The following is a 16,656-nucleotide window of genomic DNA, read 5'->3' as shown; positions in this document are numbered from 1 at the left end:
CGTTCACCGAATGGACCCGCCCAGCTGACCACGCTCGGCCGTGCGGGTGAGCGGCGGTCAACCGCAGCCAGGCGGCGCAGCGAGCGGGTCAGTGGGCGAAGTCGCCGCGGTAGTACTCGAAGACCCAGCCCACCAGCCCGACGAAGAGCATGAAGACGCCGAAGACGACCAACCACGCGGCGAACACGAAGCCGAACGAGATGCACGCCGCGCCGAAGGCTGTCGGCAGCGGCCACCAGCTGTGCGGGCTGAAGAAACCGTAGTCCGGGTCGGCGTCGTCGACCTCGGCGTCGGTGCGGTCCTCCGGTCGCGGATACACCCGCCGTGAGGTGAACAGCGCGTAGAAGGCGACCAGGAAGGCCAGGGCGCCGGTGAGGGCGAGGGTCGTCGTCCCGGCGACGTCGTACGACAGCAGCCAGTACACCAATGCGACGAGGCCGTAGAACAGGCAGCCTCCGGCGAAGAGATACCCCTCCATCTTCATCGCTCGTTCACCTCCTTTACTGCCTCGCCTGCGGCGGTGGCCGGCTGCGAGCCCGGGACCGGATGGGACTGCGGCCCGTGCGCGGACAGCGCGGCGTACTCCGGGTAGTGCAGGTCGAACGCGGGCGCCTCGGATCGGATCCGCGGCAGCGAGCTGAAGTTGTGCCGCGGCGGCGGGCAGGAGGTCGCCCACTCCAACGACCTGCCCCAGCCCCACGGGTCGTCCACGGTCACCTTCGGCGCATGACGCCAGGTGATGTAGACGTTCCAGAAGAAGAACAGGGTCGAGGCACCCAGGATCGTCGCCCCGATCGTGGACACGGTGTTCAAGGTGGTGAAGTTGTCGCTGTCCAGATAGTCCGCGTACCGCCGCGGCATGCCCTGCACGCCGAGCCAGTGCTGCACCAGGAAAGTCGTCTGGAAGCCGATGAACAGCAGCCAGAAATGCACCTTGCCGAGCCGCTCGTTGAGCATCCGGCCGGTCCACTTCGGCCACCAGAAGTAGAACCCGGCGAACATCAGGAACACGACCGTGCCGAACACGACGTAGTGGAAGTGGGCCACGACGAAGTAGCTGTCGGAGACCGGGAAGTCCAGCGGCGGCGCGCTGAGGATGATGCCGGTCAGGCCGCCGAACAGGAACGTGACGAGGAAGCCCAGAACCCACAGCATCGGGGTCTCGAACGAGATCGAGCCGCCCCACATCGTGCCGATCCAGTTGAAGAACTTCACCCCCGTCGGCACCGCGATCAGCATGGTCATCAGGGCGAAGAACGGCAGGAAGACCGAGCCGGTCACGTACATGTGGTGGGCCCACACCGCGACCGACAGCCCCGCGATGCCGATCGTCGCGAAGACCAAGCCCTTGTAGCCGAAGATCGGCTTGCGGCTGAACACCGGGATGATCTCCGAGGCGATACCGAAGAACGGCAACGCCAGGATGTAGACCTCCGGATGGCCGAAGAACCAGAACAGGTGCTGCCAGAGGATCGCGCCGCCGTTCGACGCGTCGAAGACGACCGCGCCGAACTTGCGGTCGACCTCGAGGACGACCAGGGCGGCGGCCAGCACCGGGAAGGCCATGAGGACCAGCACGCTGGTCAGCAGCGACGTCCACGTGAAGATCGACATCCGGAACATCGTCATACCCGGGGCGCGCATGCAGAAGATCGTCGTGACGAAGTTGACGGCCGACAGGATGGTGCCGAGCCCGGTCAACGCGAAGCCCATGATCCACAGGTCGGATCCGAGGTTCGGCGAGTTGACGATGTTGGACAGCGGGGCGTACGCGAACCAGCCGAACGACGCGGCACCGCCCGGCATGAAGAAACCCAGGATGACGATGATGCCGCCGAACAGGAACAGCCAGTAGCCGAACATGTTCAGCCGCGGGAATGCGACGTCCGGCGCCCCGATCTGCAACGGCATGATCACGTTGGTGAAGCCGATGAACAGCGGCGTCGCGAACAGCAGCAGCATGATCGAGCCGTGCATGGTGAACAGCTGGTTGTACTGCTCGGCGGAGAAGAACTGCAGGCCCGGCTGCGCGAGTTCGGCGCGGATGCCCAGCGCCAGTATGCCGCCGAGCAGGAAGAACACGAACGACGTGATCAGGTAGAGGTAGCCGATCGTCTTGTGGTCAGTCGAGGTGGCCCACGTGACGATGACCTTGCCCCAGCGGCGCCGCTTCGGCGTGGTGAGGAAGACCGGCGAGGTCACGCCGGTATCGGTGACCGGCTCCTCCAGGATCGTCATCCCCGACCACCGTTCTGGTTCTGGGTCTTCTCCACGTTGTCGGCGTTCTCCAGCTCCCGGTCAGACCCGAAGACACCGGTCTGACCCTTGGCCCGTAGCTCGGCCATGTGCGCGGCGTACTGCGCCCGCGACACGACACGGACGTCGAACAGCATCCGCGAGTGGTCGACGCCGCACAGTTCCGCGCACTTGCCGGCGTAGGTCCCCTCCTTGGTGGGAGTCACCTCGAAGCGGTTCACCCGGCCGGGGATGACGTCCATCTTGTAGAGGAACTGCGGCACCCAGAACGAGTGGTTTACGTCCGGCGAGGTCAGCTCGAATCGCACCGACTCGTCGACCGGCAGCCACAGCGTCGGACGCTGGCCGGGCGTCCCGACGTCGTAGACCTGCTCGTCCAGGTAGTTGAAGCCCCAGCTCCACCGGAAGGCCACCACGTTGACGGTGTTGTCCGGCTCCGGGCTCAACTCCTGGATGGCCAACTGGTCGCGGGTGCTGAAGAAGAACAGGCCCAAGATCATGATCAGCGGCGCGACCGTGTACATGATCTCGATGGGCAGGTTGTAGCGGGTCTGGACCGGCGTCGGCGCCCCGCGGCGGCGCCGGTACACGATGATCGCGTAGATGATCAGCGCCCAGGTGAGGACGCCGACCGCCCAGGCTGCGATCCAGGCGCCTTCCCACAGATGCCGGATCCGGTCGGTCAGGTTCGTCACGCCCTCAGGCATGTCGAAGAAGAATGCCTCGTTGGCCGTGCATCCGGTGGCCGACAACATGACCGCAGCGGCGCCGCCGACGCCGAGCACGATGCGCCGACGGGAGGATCGAGTCGAGCCCACGCGTGGCCTTCCTGCCGAGCCGGACATGGCCGCGAGACTAGCGCAGCGCACCGGCGCCGACGTGCGGAGGGGGCGGTAGGTTCACGGCATGTCGGACACCGGCTTTGACCGGACGACCGGCGCCGCGACGACGCCGTCGGGACGGCGCGGTGAACCGGGCCGGTCCACCTCCACGACACCTGTCCGATCGCAGCGATCCGGTGCCGGAGAACCGGCATCGGCCGGCCCCGAGGTCGCCTACCTCGACGCGACGGCCGGCCTGCCGCTGCATCCGGCGGCCCGCGCTGCGTTGCTGGTCGCCCTCGACGAGGGCTGGGCGGACCCGGTCCGGCTGTACCGCGACGGCCGCCGCGCCCGGCAGCTGCTCGATGCCGCTCGCGAGTCCGTGGCGACCGTCCTCGGTGCCCGCCCGGACGAGGTGTCGTTCACGTCGTCCGGCACCCAGGCGCTGCACCTCGCGCTGGCCGGGACCGTGCTGGGCCGAGCCAGGACGGGTCGGCGGGTGGTGGTCAGCGCAGTCGAGCATTCCGCCGTACTGCGCGCCGCCGATCGGCACGAAGCGGCCGGCGGCGAGGTGGTGGTCGTGGGCGTCGACTCGCTGGGCCGCGTCGACGTCCCGCAGTTCGTGGCCGCCGCCGAACCGGGGACGGCGGTCGCGTGCCTGCAAGCGGCCAACCACGAGGTCGGCACCCGACAGCCGGTCGAGCCGGTGGCCGCCGAACTGCGCGTCCGGGACGTGCCGTTGCTGGTGGACGCCGCGGCCTGCCTCGGGGTCGCGGGTGTCCCGGCCGGCTGGGATCTGCTGACGGCCAGCGCGCACAAGTGGGGCGGCCCGGCCGGGGTCGGCCTGCTGGCGGTACGGACCGCGGTGCGGTGGCGCTCACCGCAGCCGGCCGACGAGCGGGAGGCGGGCCGCGTCCCGGGCTTCCCCGCCGTGCCCGCGATCGTGGCCGCCGCGGCGGCGCTGGAGGCGGTGACCGAAAGCCGGGCCAGCACCGAGCCGCGGCTGCAGGCGCAGGTCGACCGGCTCCGCCGGGAGGTCGTGGCGACCGTGCCCGATGCGGTCGCGGTCGGCGACGCGGTGGACCGGCTGCCGCACGTCGCGACGTTCTCCTTCCTCTATGTCGACGGTGAAGCGCTCGTCGGCGAACTGGACCGGGCCGGCATCGCGGTGTCCAGCGGATCGGCCTGTACGTCGGACACCCGCCGGCCCAGTCATGTGCTCGCCGCGATGGGGGTACTGACCGAGGGCAACCTGCGGATCTCGCTCCCCCCGGACTGCCCCGACCGTCACATCGACCGGCTGCTGGCAGTGCTGCCAGCGGCGGTGGCCCGGGTCCGCGACGCCCTCGGCGCCGGCGGGCTGTGACCGGCGACCCGCTGCGCGTTGCGGCCGCAGCGTTCACCGAGCCGGGCGGGCCGACGCCGTACCTGGTGGACGAACGCGGTCACGCCTGTCCGCTGCCGGTGATCGCCCTGGCCCGCGCCGCCGCCGACCGGACCGCCGCCGCTGCCAAGACCGAGGGCAGCCCGGCGGAGGCCGACCCGGCGGGGACTGAGCCAGCCGGGACTGTGCTGGCCGGGGCGGTGCTGGTGGTGGTGGCCGACGACCCCGCGGCTCGGCACGACATTCCCGCGTGGTGCCAGCTGCGCGGGCACACCTATCTCGGCGACGTCCCGCTCGGCGAAGCCGAGCCCTCCGAGGCGAGCGGTGCGACGGCGTACGGCGTACGGCTGGAACCGGGCGCTACCGCACCGCGCTCCGACTGAGTCGTCGCGGATCTCGGGCGTCGTCGCGGATCGGTCAGGGTCGCTTGCGGATCGGTCAGGATCGCTGGCGTCGGTCAGGGTCGCGGACCTCGGCAGGGCCGCGGGCCTCGGTCAGGGTCACTGGCGTCGGCGGCCGCGGACCTCGGCAGGTGGCCGGGCGCCGGTCAGAACGCCGGCGGCAGGGTGAGCGCGCGGGACAGGCGCCGCAGGTACTCGGCTCGCGGTACGGCGACGGCGCCCAAGGTCGCCAGGTGGTCGGTGAGCCACTGCACGTCGAGCAACCGGTCGGCCGGCGCGGGTGCGGCCCGCAGCACCTCGACGAGCGCGACCAGCGCGACCTTGGAGGCGTCGCGGCGACGGTGGAACATCGACTCCCCCGCAAACAGACCGCCGACTTCGACGCCGTACAGCCCGCCGACGAGTTCACCGCCGTCACGGACCTCGATGGAGTGCGCCCAGCCGCGGGCGTGCAGGTCGGCGTACGCCACGGCGAACTGCGGCGTGATCCAGCCGTGGTCGCGAGCCGGATCGGCGCAACCGGCGACGACCGCGTCGAACTGCGTGTCGACAGTGACCTCGAACCGCCGGCAGGACCGTGCCAGCGACCGGCTCACCCGCAGGCCCCACAGCGGCAGCACGCCGCGGGGGTCAGGCGACCACCAGCCGAGCAGGCCGGGCCGCTCCGCCGACGGCGGGCCCGGTTCGGGGTCGGCGGCATCGACCCCCATCGGGAACAGCCCGGCACGGTACGCCGCCACCAGCGTCCCGGGCGCAAGGTCGGCCCCGACGCCCAGCAGGTCCTGGCCGGGCTCGGCCCGCAGCGGGTCGGGTAGGACCCAGCGGCTGTGCGGCAACGGCGACGGACTCACGGTCGACGTCGCAGCCGGGGTGGCTGTCGCGACCGGCGGCCGTTCACCGCCGCGCGCCCTCCAGCGGGCCGGCGACGTCGGCGGCCGCGTCGTCGCCGTACGCGGCGGCCAGCCGGTCGAGGAACTCACGCGGCGTGAACTCGTACTCCTGCGTCCCGACGGTCTCGATGACGTACGCCGCCAGCAGCGAGCCGACCTGCGCACAACGCTGGTCCGACAGTCCCCAGCCCACTGCGGCCAGATACCCGGCCCGGAACGCGTCACCGACGCCGGTCGGGTCGGCCTTGCGTTGCTCGGGTGCGGCCGCGACGACGACCGGCGGCTGGCCGGCGCGCTCCACCTGGGCGCCGGCCGCTCCCCGCGTGGTCACCCGCACACCGACCCGTGCGAGCACCTCGTCGCTGGACCAGCCGGTGCGCGATTCGATGAGCGCGGACTCGTACTCGTTGGAGAACAGGTACGCCGCACCGTCGAGCAGCTCACGGACCTCGGCGCCGTCCATGCTGGTCAGTTGCTGGCTGGGGTCGGCGGCGAACGGATAGCCGCGGAACCGGCACTCCTCGGTATGGCGCACCATCGCGGCCGGGTCGTTGGCGGCGATCACGACGAGATCCAGCGTGCCCGTGCGATCCACGACGGGCTTGAGCTCGATCTCCCGCGCCTCGTGCATCGCCCCGGCGTAGAAGGAGGCGATCTGGTTGTGGTCGGCGTCGGTGGTGCAGACGAAGCGCGCGGTGTGCCGGACGTCGGACACCAGCACGGACTCGGTGTCGACGCCGTGCCGCTGCAGCCAGGAGCGGTAGTCCGCGAAGTCCGAGCCGACCGCGCCGACCAGGACCGGCTGCAGCCCCAGGCACCCCATCCCGAAGGCGATGTTGGCGGCCACGCCGCCGCGGCGTACCTCGAGCTCGTCGACGAGGAACGACAGCGACACCTTGTCGAGCTTGTCCGCGATGAACGAGTCGGCGAACCGGCCCGGGAAGGTCATCAGGTGATCGGTGGCAATCGAGCCGGTTACCGCGATGGGCACGTCGCTCCTGCAGGGCTACCGGGCCTGCCAGACCGACCCCAGCAGGCGACAAAGCGGCCGGCGCGATTGCGCCGGCCGCTGGGAGCGGGTTCGCTCAGTGGAACGAGTCGCCGCAGGCGCACGAGCCCGTGGCGTTCGGGTTGTCGATGGTGAAGCCCTGCTTCTCGATCGTGTCGACGAAGTCGATGGTCGCGCCCATGAGGTACGGCGCGCTCATCCGGTCGGTCACCACGCCGACGCCGCCGAAGTCCTTGACCACGTCGCCGTCGAGCGAACGGTCGTCGAAGAAGAGCTGGTAGCGCAGGCCCGAGCAACCGCCGGGCTGCACCGCGACCCGCAGCGCGAGATCGTCGCGACCTTCAGCTTCCAGCAGCGCCTTGACCTTGGTGGCGGCGACCTCGGTGAGGACGATGCCGTCGGTCGGCTGCGTGCTGAGGATCTGCAGGGTGGTGTCAGCGGTCATGTCGAGAACTCCCGGACTGGATCCACGTGGACGGGCTGGTACGAGCGCCAACGCAGCGTCGCGCACGGCGATTCCCAGGATCGCACACCCGGGCCGCTCACGCGGTGCCGACGCCCCACCGGCGTGACCACGGCCCAGCGCGACCGGGACTCAGCGTGACCAGGCGCCCGGCATGATCACGGCCCAGCTCCGGCCGCCGTACCACCAGCCGCCGTCCTGGCTCGGGCGCCGTGCCACCAGCCGTCGTGCCACCAGAAGGGCTGCTATCGCGCCGACGATGACGACCCTTGTGGTGGCACGGCGGCTTGGGTGGCGCGGCAGCGCGACCCAAGGCTCCGTGACCGGCCCAGCCCGACCGGGACTCAGCGCGACCAGGACTTGGCCACCCGGGCGGCCAGGGCGGCCAGCAACTCGGCCGGGTCGCCCTCGGGCGGGCCGGGCACGGCCTCCCCGGACCCGGCCACAACGTCGTCGAATCCGGGCCCGGCGTCGTCGGACCTGGGCGCGGCGTCCCCGGACCTGGGCGCGGCGGCGCCGGGCGGCGGAGGTACGGCTTCCGTGGGTGCGATGTCGGATACGGCGTACGCCGCCGACACCCCGATCGCGACCCACTCGCGTCGGCCGACCGCCACCCGACCGGCGAGCACCACCACCGGCCGGGCGGACGGCAACGCGGCGGCGGCGACCCCGGCGACGACCTTGCCCCGCAGCGACTGCCAGTCGAACGTGCCCTCGCCGGTCAGCACGAGATCTGCCGCGGCGGCCCGACCGGTCAGCCCCACGGCTTCGGTCACCGTGGCGATGCCGGGCACGCGACGGCCACCCAGCGCCAGGAGGGCATACCCGAGTCCACCACCGGCGCCGGCGCCCAGCGCCACCGCCGGATCGCGCCCGCCCGGCGCATCGTCCGCTGGCTGCCGGCCCACGGCGGCGGCGAAGGCCTCGAGCGAGCCCTCCAGCAGCATCACCGACGCGTCGTCGGCGCCTTTCTGCCGGGCGAATCCGTTGCTGGCACCGCGCAGGCCGAGCAGAGGTACGTCGACGTCGGACGCCACGACGAGCTCGACGCCGGCCATCGCCGCCCGGGCGGGCGCGAGGTCGACCGCCGTCACCGACCGGAGGCCGCCACCGCCGCCGGTCAGTACCTCCGGGTGGTCCGCCGTCGCACCGAGCGCCGCCAGCAGTCCGGCGCCGGCGTCGGTGGTCCCCGTACCGCCGACTCCGACGATCACGCGGCGAGCACCGCGGGCCACGGCAGCGGCGATCAGGTCGCCGACCCCGGCGCTCGTGGTGACGGCAGGATCGCGGCGAGCGTCCGGGATCAGGTGCAGGCCGCAGGCACTGGCGGCCTCGACGTACGCCGTACCGTCCGGGCCCAGCAGCCAGGTGGCCTGCACGGGCTCGCGCAGCGGACCGGTGACCGTCTCGGACACGAGCTGCCCGCCCAGCGAGGCGTACATGACCTCGACGAAACCGGGCCCCCCGTCCGAGAGCGGAGCGAGGTCGAGTTCGTCGGCCGGAGCGCTGCGCGCCCAGCCTCGGCGGATCGCGACGGCCGCCTGCGTCGCCGTCAGCGTGCCGGTGAAGGCATCGGGAGCCACCAGCACGCGCACCGGCCGACCGTATCCGGCGAGCACACCGTCGCGCTGCGACCGATCCGACTGACCGAGCTAACTGTCGCGGCGACCGATGGCGTGCCGCCTCGACGGATCTGCCTACCGCGGCGATCAGCCGGAAGGTGCTGTGCGAGCATCGCGTTGCACGGGAGCAACCCACCTCCGAGACCCCCGGCAGGATCCGATGACAGCCTGGACCGAGCCGTCGCCGACTCCGCTCGCCCTGTTGCTCCTGGGCCGCGGCGCTGACCCGGACAGCGAGCGGGGCGTGGAATGTCCCGGCGCACTCCCCGCCGCCTCCGACCCCGACCTGGTCGCGCGGGCGCAGCGGGCCAAGGAAGCCCTCGGCTCGCGGGTCTACGTGCTGGGTCACCACTACCAACGCGACGAGGTCATCGCCTTCGCCGACACCACCGGCGACTCCTTCAAACTCGCGCAGCAGGCCGCCGCGCATCCGGAGGCGGAGTACATCCTCTTCTGCGGCGTGCATTTCATGGCCGAGAGCGCCGACATCCTGACCTCGCCGTCGCAACAGGTCGTCCTTCCCGACCTCGCCGCCGGCTGCTCGATGGCCGACATGGCCGCGATCGGCCAGGTGCAGGACGCCTGGGATGTCCTGGTCGACGCCGGCGTGGCCGACCGGACGGTGCCGATCACGTACATGAACTCGACGGCGGCGATCAAGGCATTCACCGGGCGTCACGGCGGCGCGGTCTGTACGTCGAGCAACGCGCGGCAGGCGCTGCAGTGGGCCTTCGAACGCGGCGAGAAGGTGCTGTTCCTCCCCGACCAGCACCTCGGGCGCAACACCGCCATCCTCGACCTCGGGATGTCCGCTGCGGACTGCGTGGTGTTCGACCCGCACCGGCCCGGCGGCGGGTTGACCGTCGAGCAGCTGCAAGCGGCGCGGATGATCCTGTGGCGCGGCCATTGCTCGGTCCACGGCCGATTCAGCGAGGACTCGGTTCACGATGTCCGGCAACGGATCCCGGGCGTGACGGTCATCGTTCACCCCGAATGCCGCCACGAGGTGGTCCGGGCCGCCGACATCGTCGGATCGACCGAGCGGATCATCGCGACCATCGACGCCGCCCCGGCCGGGACCGCGTTCGCGGTGGGCACCGAGCTCAACCTGGTGAAGCGACTGGCGCTGCGGCACCCGGACAAGCAGATCGTCTTCCTCGACCGCACGGTGTGCTTCTGCTCCACCATGAATCGCATCGACCTGCCCCACCTGGTGTGGGCCTTGGAAAACCTCGTCGCCGGCACGGTGGTCAACCGCATCGACGTCGACCCCGAGGTCGCGCACTGGGCGAGAGTCGCTCTCGACCGCATGCTCGCACTCCCCGCGGCGGCGGCCGGATAGCCGCCTGCAGCGGCAGTAGCCGGATAGCCGCCCGCTGCGGCAGTGGCCGGAGCGGCCGGCACCGGGGGCACGGGGGCGGCGACCCGCCAGGCCGGCGTGCACCTTCGGAGTAACGCCGTACCGCATTCCGTACGTCGGCTAAGAGCCGGACAAGGACGTCACAAGGCAGCCGGGGGACGCGTGATCGGGTCCCTGACCCCGGGTAGTCATGGGCCGCACTGGCGCGACGGAGCGCCGGCATGTGACGGAAGGGGTCACCATGAGCATCGTCCGGGCAGGACTCGGCGGTATCGCCGGTCTCGGCATGATCGCCGCCGGAACACTTCTCGCGGCACCGGCACAGGCAGCCAACGACCCAACCCCCGCACCGGTCAGCTGCAACGGGCTGGCAGCCACCATCACCGGTTCCGGGAAGGTCAAGGGAACCAGCGGTGACGACGTCATCGTGCTGACCGGACCCGGCGTCGTGCTGGCCGGTGCCGGGAACGACACGATCTGCGGCTCCGCCGAGCGGGACGTGATCCTCGCCGGCGCAGGCGCGGACTGGGTCGACGCGGGTGCCGGGGACGACCTCGTCATCGGTGACATGGGCTGGTTCGGCTTCCGCCACCACCACAAGGCCGGCTGGTTCTTCTCCAGCGGTGGCAACGACACGCTGGCCGGCGGCCTCGGCGACGACAAGATCCTGGGCGACGGCGGCAACGACGTCATCGACGCCGGTGCCGGCGACGACCGGGTCAGCGGTGGCCGCGGCAACGACACGATCGTGGGCGGCGAGGGCGACGACGTGGTCGCCGGGGACGCCGGCCGCGACACGCTCGTCATCGGGCCGGGCGCGGACCGGGCGTACGGCGGGAAGGGCCGCGACACCATCGTCGGGGCGACCTCCGACGACGTGGTCCGGCAGGGCGACGCCCGGCACCACAAGAACAAGGCGCACCACAAGGGCGACGACCACCGTGGCGTCGACGACCGCGGTGGCGACGACCGTCGTACCGACAGCTAACGAGGGGGAACGCCTCTCCCGCAGTTGACGGGCGCGATCACCGTGCCCGTCGCCACGACCAGGGGGCGGAGGAGAGGGGAGGTTCGCCGGCGGCCGCCGGGCTCAACAGCCCGGTGCGCCCCAGACGGCGAACCAGCGCGCGAGCTCGGGTTCGATCCGCAGATCGGACCCGAGCTCGTCGCGTACCTGCAGCTCCAGGATGTTGTCGCGTCGCTCAGCCCCGGAGACGTCGGGAGCGAACGGATAGAACGTGCCCTGCTTGAACAGGTACACTAGCCCCAGCCGCCGGCCGTCGGCTCCGACGAAGCCGACCAGCGAGCACAGCAACGTCGGGCCGAATCCACTGTCCTGCAACGACACGTTGACCGCGTGCAGATCGGTCACCAGCGCCGAGACGTCCGGCGGATCGGTACGGACGACCAGCCAGGTATAGCCGAACGAGTCCGGCGTCAACTCCACGGCCGGTCCGGCGTCGGCGTCCAGCAGCGCCCGTACGTCGGACTGCAGCTCGGCGAAGGCCCGGCCCTCCGGCGGACGGAAGGCGACCGAACCCACGCCGGTCGGCCGCAGGCCGAGCGAGGCCTCGAGAGTCAATGCCGCAGAAGGGATCGCGAACAGCTGGTCCAGATCCGGCGGTACCGCCTTACGGCGACCGAACACGCTGTCGAACAAGCCCATCGGCTCAGCGGCCCAGTTCGGTACTGATCCGGGCGAGGTTGGCTAGCCGCCGCTCCAGCGGCGGATGAGTGGCGAACAGGTGCGCGAGGTCCATGCCCTTGCCGGACAGCGCCGGAATGAAGGCGAAGGCGCTGACCGGCTCCATCGACCGCAGGTCCCGGTTCGGGATCTGCGCCATATCGCCGGAGACCTTCTGCAGGGCCCGAGCCAGCGCCGAGGGGTTGCCGGTCAGCAGCGCTCCCCCGCGGTCGGCGGCCAGTTCCCGATAGCGCGACAGTGCGCGGGTCAGCACGAACGACACGATGTAGACCACCGCGCTGACCAGGATCACCACCAGCGCCACCACCGCGGCGTTGTTGTCCCGGCGGTTGCCCCCGAGTCCGCCCCACATCGCCGTACGCGCCAGCAGACCGGCCAGCACCGCCGCGAAGGATGCGACGGTCATCACCGTCACATCCCGGTGGGCGACATGCGACAACTCGTGGGACAGCACGCCTTCGAGCTCGTCGCGATCCAGCCGGCGCAACAGCCCGGTGGTCACGCAGACCACGGACCGGTGCGGGCTGCGGCCGGTCGCGAAGGCATTCGGGACGTCGCTGTCGGCGATCGCGACCCGCGGTTTGGGCATGTCCGCCAAGGCGCAGAGCCGGTCCACGATGCCGTGCAGCTGCGGTGCCTGCTCCGCAGTGACGACGTGCGCACGCATCGCGGCCAGGGCCATCGAGTCGGAGAAGAACCACTGCCCCCACAGCAGCCCCGCGGCGATCACCACGACGACGATCGCGTTGACGCCGACGATGATGAGGACGACCGCGACCGCGACGTACAGCAGCAGCAACCCGCCCATCGTTCCGGCCATCCGGCGGGTCAGGCCGCTGTCGCTGGCGTACCGGGTCCGTGCCACGAGCCGTCCTCCGATCGTGCGTTGCTGCTGCGGGCCAACCACCTCAGCCCGGCAGCAGCCCTTCGTCGGTGAGCATCCCCCGCACGTCGTCCGCCGACGCGTCCTCGCCGGGCAGGATCACGTCGCTCTCCAGCAGTTCCTCGTCGTCGAGCAGCTGGCCGTCGGCGCGGACCCGCGACAGCAGGGCGGACAACGCCGTACGGAACTCCTGCTCGGTTCCACCCAGCGCGCCCTCGAGCGCCGCGTCCAGCTGGTTGACCTGGTCGATGACGTCGTCGGCGAGGCGGTACTGCCCCTCGCCGGAGATCCGGACGATCACGACGCCGCACCCTTCGAGCCGTTCGTCCCTTCGATGGCCGGGGTGGCCGGAGCACCGCCGAGTTCAGCCCGCATCGATGCCAGCTGGGCTTCGACGTCGTTGCTGCTGGCCAGCCGCTCCAGCTCCAGCGTGAGGTTGTCCTTCGACGTGCCGGTGGCGTCCTCCAGCGCGCCGGAGGCGATCAGCTCGTCGATCGCTCCCGCGCGGGCCGTCATCTGCGCGGTCTTGTCCTCGGCCCGCTGGATCGCCAGCCCAACGTCGCCCATCTCCTCGGAGATGCCCGAGAACGCCTCGTTGATCTTGGTCTGGGCCTCGGCGGCGGTGTACGTCGCCTTGATGGTCTCCTTCTTGGTGCGGAAGGTCTCCACCTTCGTCTGCAGCCGCTGCGAAGCCAGGACCAGTTTCTCCTCCTGCGCCTGCAGGCCGGCGAGCTGGCTCTGCAGGTCGGCCACCTGGGTCTGCAGGCCGCTGCGCCGGGTGAGCGCCTCGCGCGCGAGATCCTCGCGACCGGCACCAAGGGCCGCCTTGGCCTGGCCTTCCAGCTTGTCGCTCTGCTGGTTGAGGCCCTGCATCTGCAACTCCAGGCGCTTGCGGCTGGTGGCCACGTCGGCCACGCCACGACGGACCTTCTGCAGCAGTTCGAGCTGCTTCTCGTAGGAGTAGTCGAGCGTCTCGCGCGGGTCCTCGGCCTTGTCGAGAACCCGGTTGGCCTTGGACTTGAAGACCAGGGTGAAGCGCTGCCACAGGCCCATCGCCTGCTCCTTCCCTCGCGACGTCGGCGGTTGCTGGTCCATCGCCTTGCGGTCCATCGATGTGCTGCCGCATCGACATGCCGGTCCGGCGCATTGCCAGCGGTCGACACGTCGACAGCGCGTCGAACGGAGCCGGCCCGCCTCCACACTAGGGCGCTCCCCGCTCCGACGGCGACGACGCGACCCGACGGGTGCGCCTTCCCCGGCAGCGACGACGCGCACCACCGAATCACGACCAGCCGCCCGGTGCCTCTCGCCGACTGCGTGCCGTCATCGCGGTGGCGCCGCCCCCCGCACCGCCCGACTACGCTGCTGCCGTGTTCAAGCGCCGTACGCCCGAACCCGAGGCGCCCGTCTCCGAGGCCACCGTCGACCCCTCGCGGGCGGCGAAGGGCCGGCCCACCCCGAGCCGCAAGGAGGCCGAAGCGGCCCGGCGGCACGCGATCAAGGTGCCGGCCGACCCCAAGGCGGCGCGGCGGGCGGCTCGCGAACGCGACCGCGCGGCCCGGGTCGCAGCGCGGGCGGCGTTGGCGGCCGGTGACGAACGGGCGCTACCGGCCCGCGACCGTGGCCCGGTGCGCGCCTTCGCCCGCGACTTCGTCGATTCCCGCCGGACGTTGGCCGAGTTCTTCATCATCCTGGCCGTCGTCGTGCTCGTCCTGAACTTCATCCGGCTGCCCGGGCTGCAGGCGTTCGTCACGCTGATCTGGTTCGTCATGACCGCGGTCATCGTCATCGACACCGCGATCCTGCTGTTCCGGATGAGCCGGGCGATGAAGGCGCAATGGCCGGATCCGAAGGACCGCAAGGGGACGTTGCTGTACGCCGGAATGCGCTGCCTGCAGTTTCGCCGGTTGCGGTTGCCGCCGCCGCGGTTCCGTCCCGGCGGGCGACCGGTCGAGCCCCGGACCCGCTGAGCAGCAACCGGTCCGGCGAACCGCACCCGGTCCGGGCGAGCGACGACGAACTGCTAGGACGCGGGTGGGTGCAAACTCATTCCGGCGTACACCACACGGTCGCCTTCGAGCAGAGTCACCGCGTCGACCCCGGCGCCCAGCAGGTCCCGCCAGACCTCGCCCACCCACGTTTCGGCGTCACTCTGGCTCGGGAAACCCTCGGCCGGTGCGGCCGGCTCGATCCCGTCGTGCAGCGCGACGGGACTGCCGTCGACCCGCTCGTAGCGCCAGGTCCAGGACATTGCCGCCGCCTCCCGTCCAGCCGTGACGAGCAGTGCCACGGCGACGCCGACGGTACCCGGCGGGCCGCCGTACCGATCCGGGGGTTGCTTTGACGGCGCCGCCGCGGTCGTGGGAAGGTCCGTTGGTCCACAACTGAATTCACGTGTCCGAGATCCAGGGGAAGCCGGTGCGATTCCGGCGCTGACCCGCAACCGTGAGCCGCCTTTGCGGCAAGCCGGAGCACCTGGCGGTCACGATCGGCTCCATCCGTCGAGGTCTACGAGGCGGAGCCCGGGTCACGCCCGAGCCTCCGTCCCTCGCCGTCGCAGCAGCGATGCCGGGGGACGACGTGCGTCCGCAGTGGTCGCACCAGGCACCGGCCGGCCGGGGCGGCTCCTCAGACCGTGCTTCGAAAGGCCCTGCCATGCCCGGCCCGTCCCCTGCCACTCCTGCTGTCCCAGCCGCGAGGCCGCGTCGTACGACAGCCCTCGCCGGCGTCGCGGCCACCGCCGTCGCCGCCAGCCTGCTCGTGCCGGTCCTGCCGGCCGCCGCAGCCCCCGCACCGAGCACCGCCACCACGGTCGCGACGGCAAACAGCGCGACGCCGGTCGCGACGGCACTGAGCGCCAACGGCCCGGCCACCAAGGGCCTGTTCGGTGCCCAGGACCCGACGTACGACGGCGTCTACCGGCAGAGCCTGGCCATCCTCGGCCTGGTCGCTGCCGACTCGGCGGTCCCGACATCGGCGATCGACTGGCTGGTCCGCCAGCAGTGCGCCGACGGCGGTTTCGTGGCGTTCCGCGCCGACCTCACCGCACCGTGCCCGGCGACCGACCTGGCGACGTTCACCGGGGAGGACACGAACTCCACCGCTGCGGCGGCCCTGGCGCTGGCGGCCGTCGGCCGGTCCGGCAAGGCCGCCCGGGCGATCGGCTGGGTGAAGCGGGCGCAGAACCCCGACGGCGGCTTCCCCTACTACGACGGCGGGCAGTCCGACGCCAACTCGACCGGGATCGTGCTGAGCGCGTTCCGCGGTACGGCGACGCCGGTGGGCAAGACGAAGACGAACGGCAAGAACGGCGCGGCGTTCCTGCGCACCGTGGCGCTCGGATGCGCGGCCGGTGCCGACGCCGGCGCGCTGGCCTACCAGGGCCCGGCGCCGCTGCTGGCCAACGCCTACGCCACCGCCCAGGGTCTGGCCGGGCTGACCACCGCGCTGCCCCGGCCCGCCCAGCCGGTCAGCAAGGTCACGCCAAACGCGTGCGCCGGTACGGCGGCCGCCGGGACGACCGTGGCGATGAGTGCCGCAGGCTGGCTCGCCCGCACCCTCAACAGCGGCAACGGCACGATTCCCAACGCCTTCGGGCCTGGCACGGACTGGAACACCACGGCGTACTCGGTCCTGTCGCTGGTCGGCTCCGGCTACGGGCGTACGGCGGTGAAGAAGGCGACAACCCAACTGGCCCAGCATGTCTCGGCGTACGCCACCGACCTGCAGGGTCAGGCCAGCGCCGGCGCGCTGGGCACGCTGCTGCTGGTCACCGACTCCCGGAACCTCAACCCGAAGAACTTCGGTGGCGTCAACCTGATCACGACGCTGAAGACCAGCCGGCGCCGCTGAGCGTCGACCC

General features: G+C 71.4%; 17 protein-coding genes, 1 pseudogene and 1 riboswitch. Of the genes and pseudogenes, 6 read left to right on the top strand and 12 right to left on the bottom strand.

The window, feature by feature from the left end; genetic code table 11:
* Nucleotides 1-88: 88 nt before the first annotated feature.
* Genes EPO13_00675 through coxB form a run of 3 tightly spaced genes read right to left on the bottom strand, consistent with a single transcriptional unit; the run spans nucleotide 89 to nucleotide 3,011 of the window.
* Nucleotides 89-484 carry a cytochrome c oxidase subunit 4 gene (locus EPO13_00675; protein TAK71044.1) on the bottom strand — a complete coding sequence of 132 codons (396 nt, stop codon included), beginning with the start codon at nucleotides 482-484 and terminating at the stop codon, nucleotides 89-91.
* Nucleotides 481-2,238, bottom strand: a complete 1,758-nt coding sequence (gene ctaD / locus EPO13_00670; protein TAK71043.1) for a cytochrome c oxidase subunit I — start codon at nucleotides 2,236-2,238, stop codon at nucleotides 481-483. Before ctaD ends, EPO13_00675 begins: the two co-directional genes overlap by 4 nt.
* Entirely contained in the window at nucleotides 2,235-3,011 is a 777-nt protein-coding gene (gene coxB / locus EPO13_00665) for a cytochrome c oxidase subunit II (protein ID TAK71192.1), read from the bottom strand. Before coxB ends, ctaD begins: the two co-directional genes overlap by 4 nt.
* Nucleotides 3,012-3,162: 151 nt before the next feature.
* Here coxB and EPO13_00660 point away from each other — a divergent pair.
* Both EPO13_00660 and EPO13_00655 read left to right on the top strand, forming a co-directional pair.
* Nucleotides 3,163-4,633, top strand: a pseudogene (locus tag EPO13_00660) (aminotransferase class V-fold PLP-dependent enzyme).
* Between the two features lie 13 nt (nucleotides 4,634-4,646).
* On the top strand, nucleotides 4,647-4,844 hold the full coding sequence (locus EPO13_00655) for a sulfurtransferase TusA family protein (GenBank protein TAK71191.1): 198 nt from the start codon (nucleotides 4,647-4,649) through the stop codon (nucleotides 4,842-4,844).
* Nucleotides 4,845-5,008: 164 nt separating this feature from the next.
* Here the strand turns inward: EPO13_00655 and EPO13_00650 are convergent, their stop codons facing one another.
* From EPO13_00650 to EPO13_00635, 4 genes are all read right to left on the bottom strand, one after another.
* Nucleotides 5,009-5,698 (bottom strand): leucyl/phenylalanyl-tRNA--protein transferase, encoded by a 690-nt coding sequence (locus tag EPO13_00650; GenBank protein TAK71190.1) that lies wholly within the window; start codon nucleotides 5,696-5,698, stop codon nucleotides 5,009-5,011.
* A gap of 58 nt (nucleotides 5,699-5,756) precedes the next feature.
* Complete coding sequence (locus EPO13_00645; GenBank protein TAK71042.1) at nucleotides 5,757-6,743, bottom strand: carbohydrate kinase family protein; 987 nt, start codon at nucleotides 6,741-6,743, stop codon at nucleotides 5,757-5,759.
* Between the two features lie 94 nt (nucleotides 6,744-6,837).
* Nucleotides 6,838-7,206: an iron-sulfur cluster assembly accessory protein gene (locus EPO13_00640; protein TAK71041.1), complete on the bottom strand. Its 369-nt coding sequence runs from the start codon at nucleotides 7,204-7,206 to the stop codon at nucleotides 6,838-6,840.
* A 362-nt stretch (nucleotides 7,207-7,568) separates the two neighbouring features.
* Entirely contained in the window at nucleotides 7,569-8,819 is a 1,251-nt protein-coding gene (locus EPO13_00635; GenBank protein ID TAK71040.1) for a glycerate kinase, read from the bottom strand.
* Between the two features lie 187 nt (nucleotides 8,820-9,006).
* On the opposite strand from EPO13_00635, the gene nadA reads away from it, so the two are divergent.
* The gene (gene nadA / locus EPO13_00630; protein TAK71039.1) at nucleotides 9,007-10,188 is read left to right on the top strand and encodes a quinolinate synthase NadA; all 1,182 of its coding nucleotides are present in this window, start codon (nucleotides 9,007-9,009) and stop codon (nucleotides 10,186-10,188) included.
* Between the two features lie 208 nt (nucleotides 10,189-10,396).
* Nucleotides 10,397-11,194: a calcium-binding protein gene (locus tag EPO13_00625; GenBank protein TAK71038.1), complete on the top strand. Its 798-nt coding sequence runs from the start codon at nucleotides 10,397-10,399 to the stop codon at nucleotides 11,192-11,194.
* A gap of 102 nt (nucleotides 11,195-11,296) precedes the next feature.
* Here EPO13_00625 and EPO13_00620 read toward each other — a convergent pair whose 3' ends face one another.
* The 4 genes from EPO13_00620 to EPO13_00605 are packed head-to-tail and all read right to left on the bottom strand — an operon-like array spanning nucleotide 11,297 to nucleotide 13,847.
* Nucleotides 11,297-11,872: a hypothetical protein gene (locus EPO13_00620; protein ID TAK71037.1), complete on the bottom strand. Its 576-nt coding sequence runs from the start codon at nucleotides 11,870-11,872 to the stop codon at nucleotides 11,297-11,299.
* Nucleotides 11,873-11,876: 4 nt separating this feature from the next.
* Nucleotides 11,877-12,776: a zinc metalloprotease HtpX gene (gene htpX / locus EPO13_00615; GenBank protein ID TAK71036.1), complete on the bottom strand. Its 900-nt coding sequence runs from the start codon at nucleotides 12,774-12,776 to the stop codon at nucleotides 11,877-11,879.
* Between the two features lie 43 nt (nucleotides 12,777-12,819).
* Complete coding sequence (locus tag EPO13_00610) at nucleotides 12,820-13,095, bottom strand: hypothetical protein (GenBank protein TAK71035.1); 276 nt, start codon at nucleotides 13,093-13,095, stop codon at nucleotides 12,820-12,822.
* Nucleotides 13,092-13,847: a PspA/IM30 family protein gene (locus tag EPO13_00605; protein ID TAK71189.1), complete on the bottom strand. Its 756-nt coding sequence runs from the start codon at nucleotides 13,845-13,847 to the stop codon at nucleotides 13,092-13,094. Before EPO13_00605 ends, EPO13_00610 begins: the two co-directional genes overlap by 4 nt.
* A 317-nt stretch (nucleotides 13,848-14,164) precedes the next feature.
* Between EPO13_00605 and EPO13_00600 the strand changes: the two genes are divergently transcribed.
* Nucleotides 14,165-14,764 carry a DUF3043 domain-containing protein gene (locus EPO13_00600; protein ID TAK71034.1) on the top strand — a complete coding sequence of 200 codons (600 nt, stop codon included), beginning with the start codon at nucleotides 14,165-14,167 and terminating at the stop codon, nucleotides 14,762-14,764.
* A gap of 53 nt (nucleotides 14,765-14,817) precedes the next feature.
* Here the strand turns inward: EPO13_00600 and EPO13_00595 are convergent, their stop codons facing one another.
* Nucleotides 14,818-15,045: a hypothetical protein gene (locus EPO13_00595; protein TAK71188.1), complete on the bottom strand. Its 228-nt coding sequence runs from the start codon at nucleotides 15,043-15,045 to the stop codon at nucleotides 14,818-14,820.
* Nucleotides 15,046-15,148: 103 nt separating this feature from the next.
* A riboswitch (cobalamin riboswitch) is annotated at nucleotides 15,149-15,292 on the top strand.
* Between the two features lie 157 nt (nucleotides 15,293-15,449).
* Here EPO13_00595 and EPO13_00590 point away from each other — a divergent pair.
* Complete coding sequence (locus tag EPO13_00590) at nucleotides 15,450-16,646, top strand: hypothetical protein (GenBank protein TAK71033.1); 1,197 nt, start codon at nucleotides 15,450-15,452, stop codon at nucleotides 16,644-16,646.
* Nucleotides 16,647-16,656 lie beyond the last annotated feature (10 nt).

Source organism: Actinomycetota bacterium (assembly GCA_004297305.1).
In the GTDB taxonomy this organism is placed as follows: Bacteria; Actinomycetota; Actinomycetes; order S36-B12; family FW305-bin1; genus FW305-bin1.
Note: the sequence above shows the minus strand (reverse complement) of the source record. Positions and strands in the feature narration are given on the sequence as shown.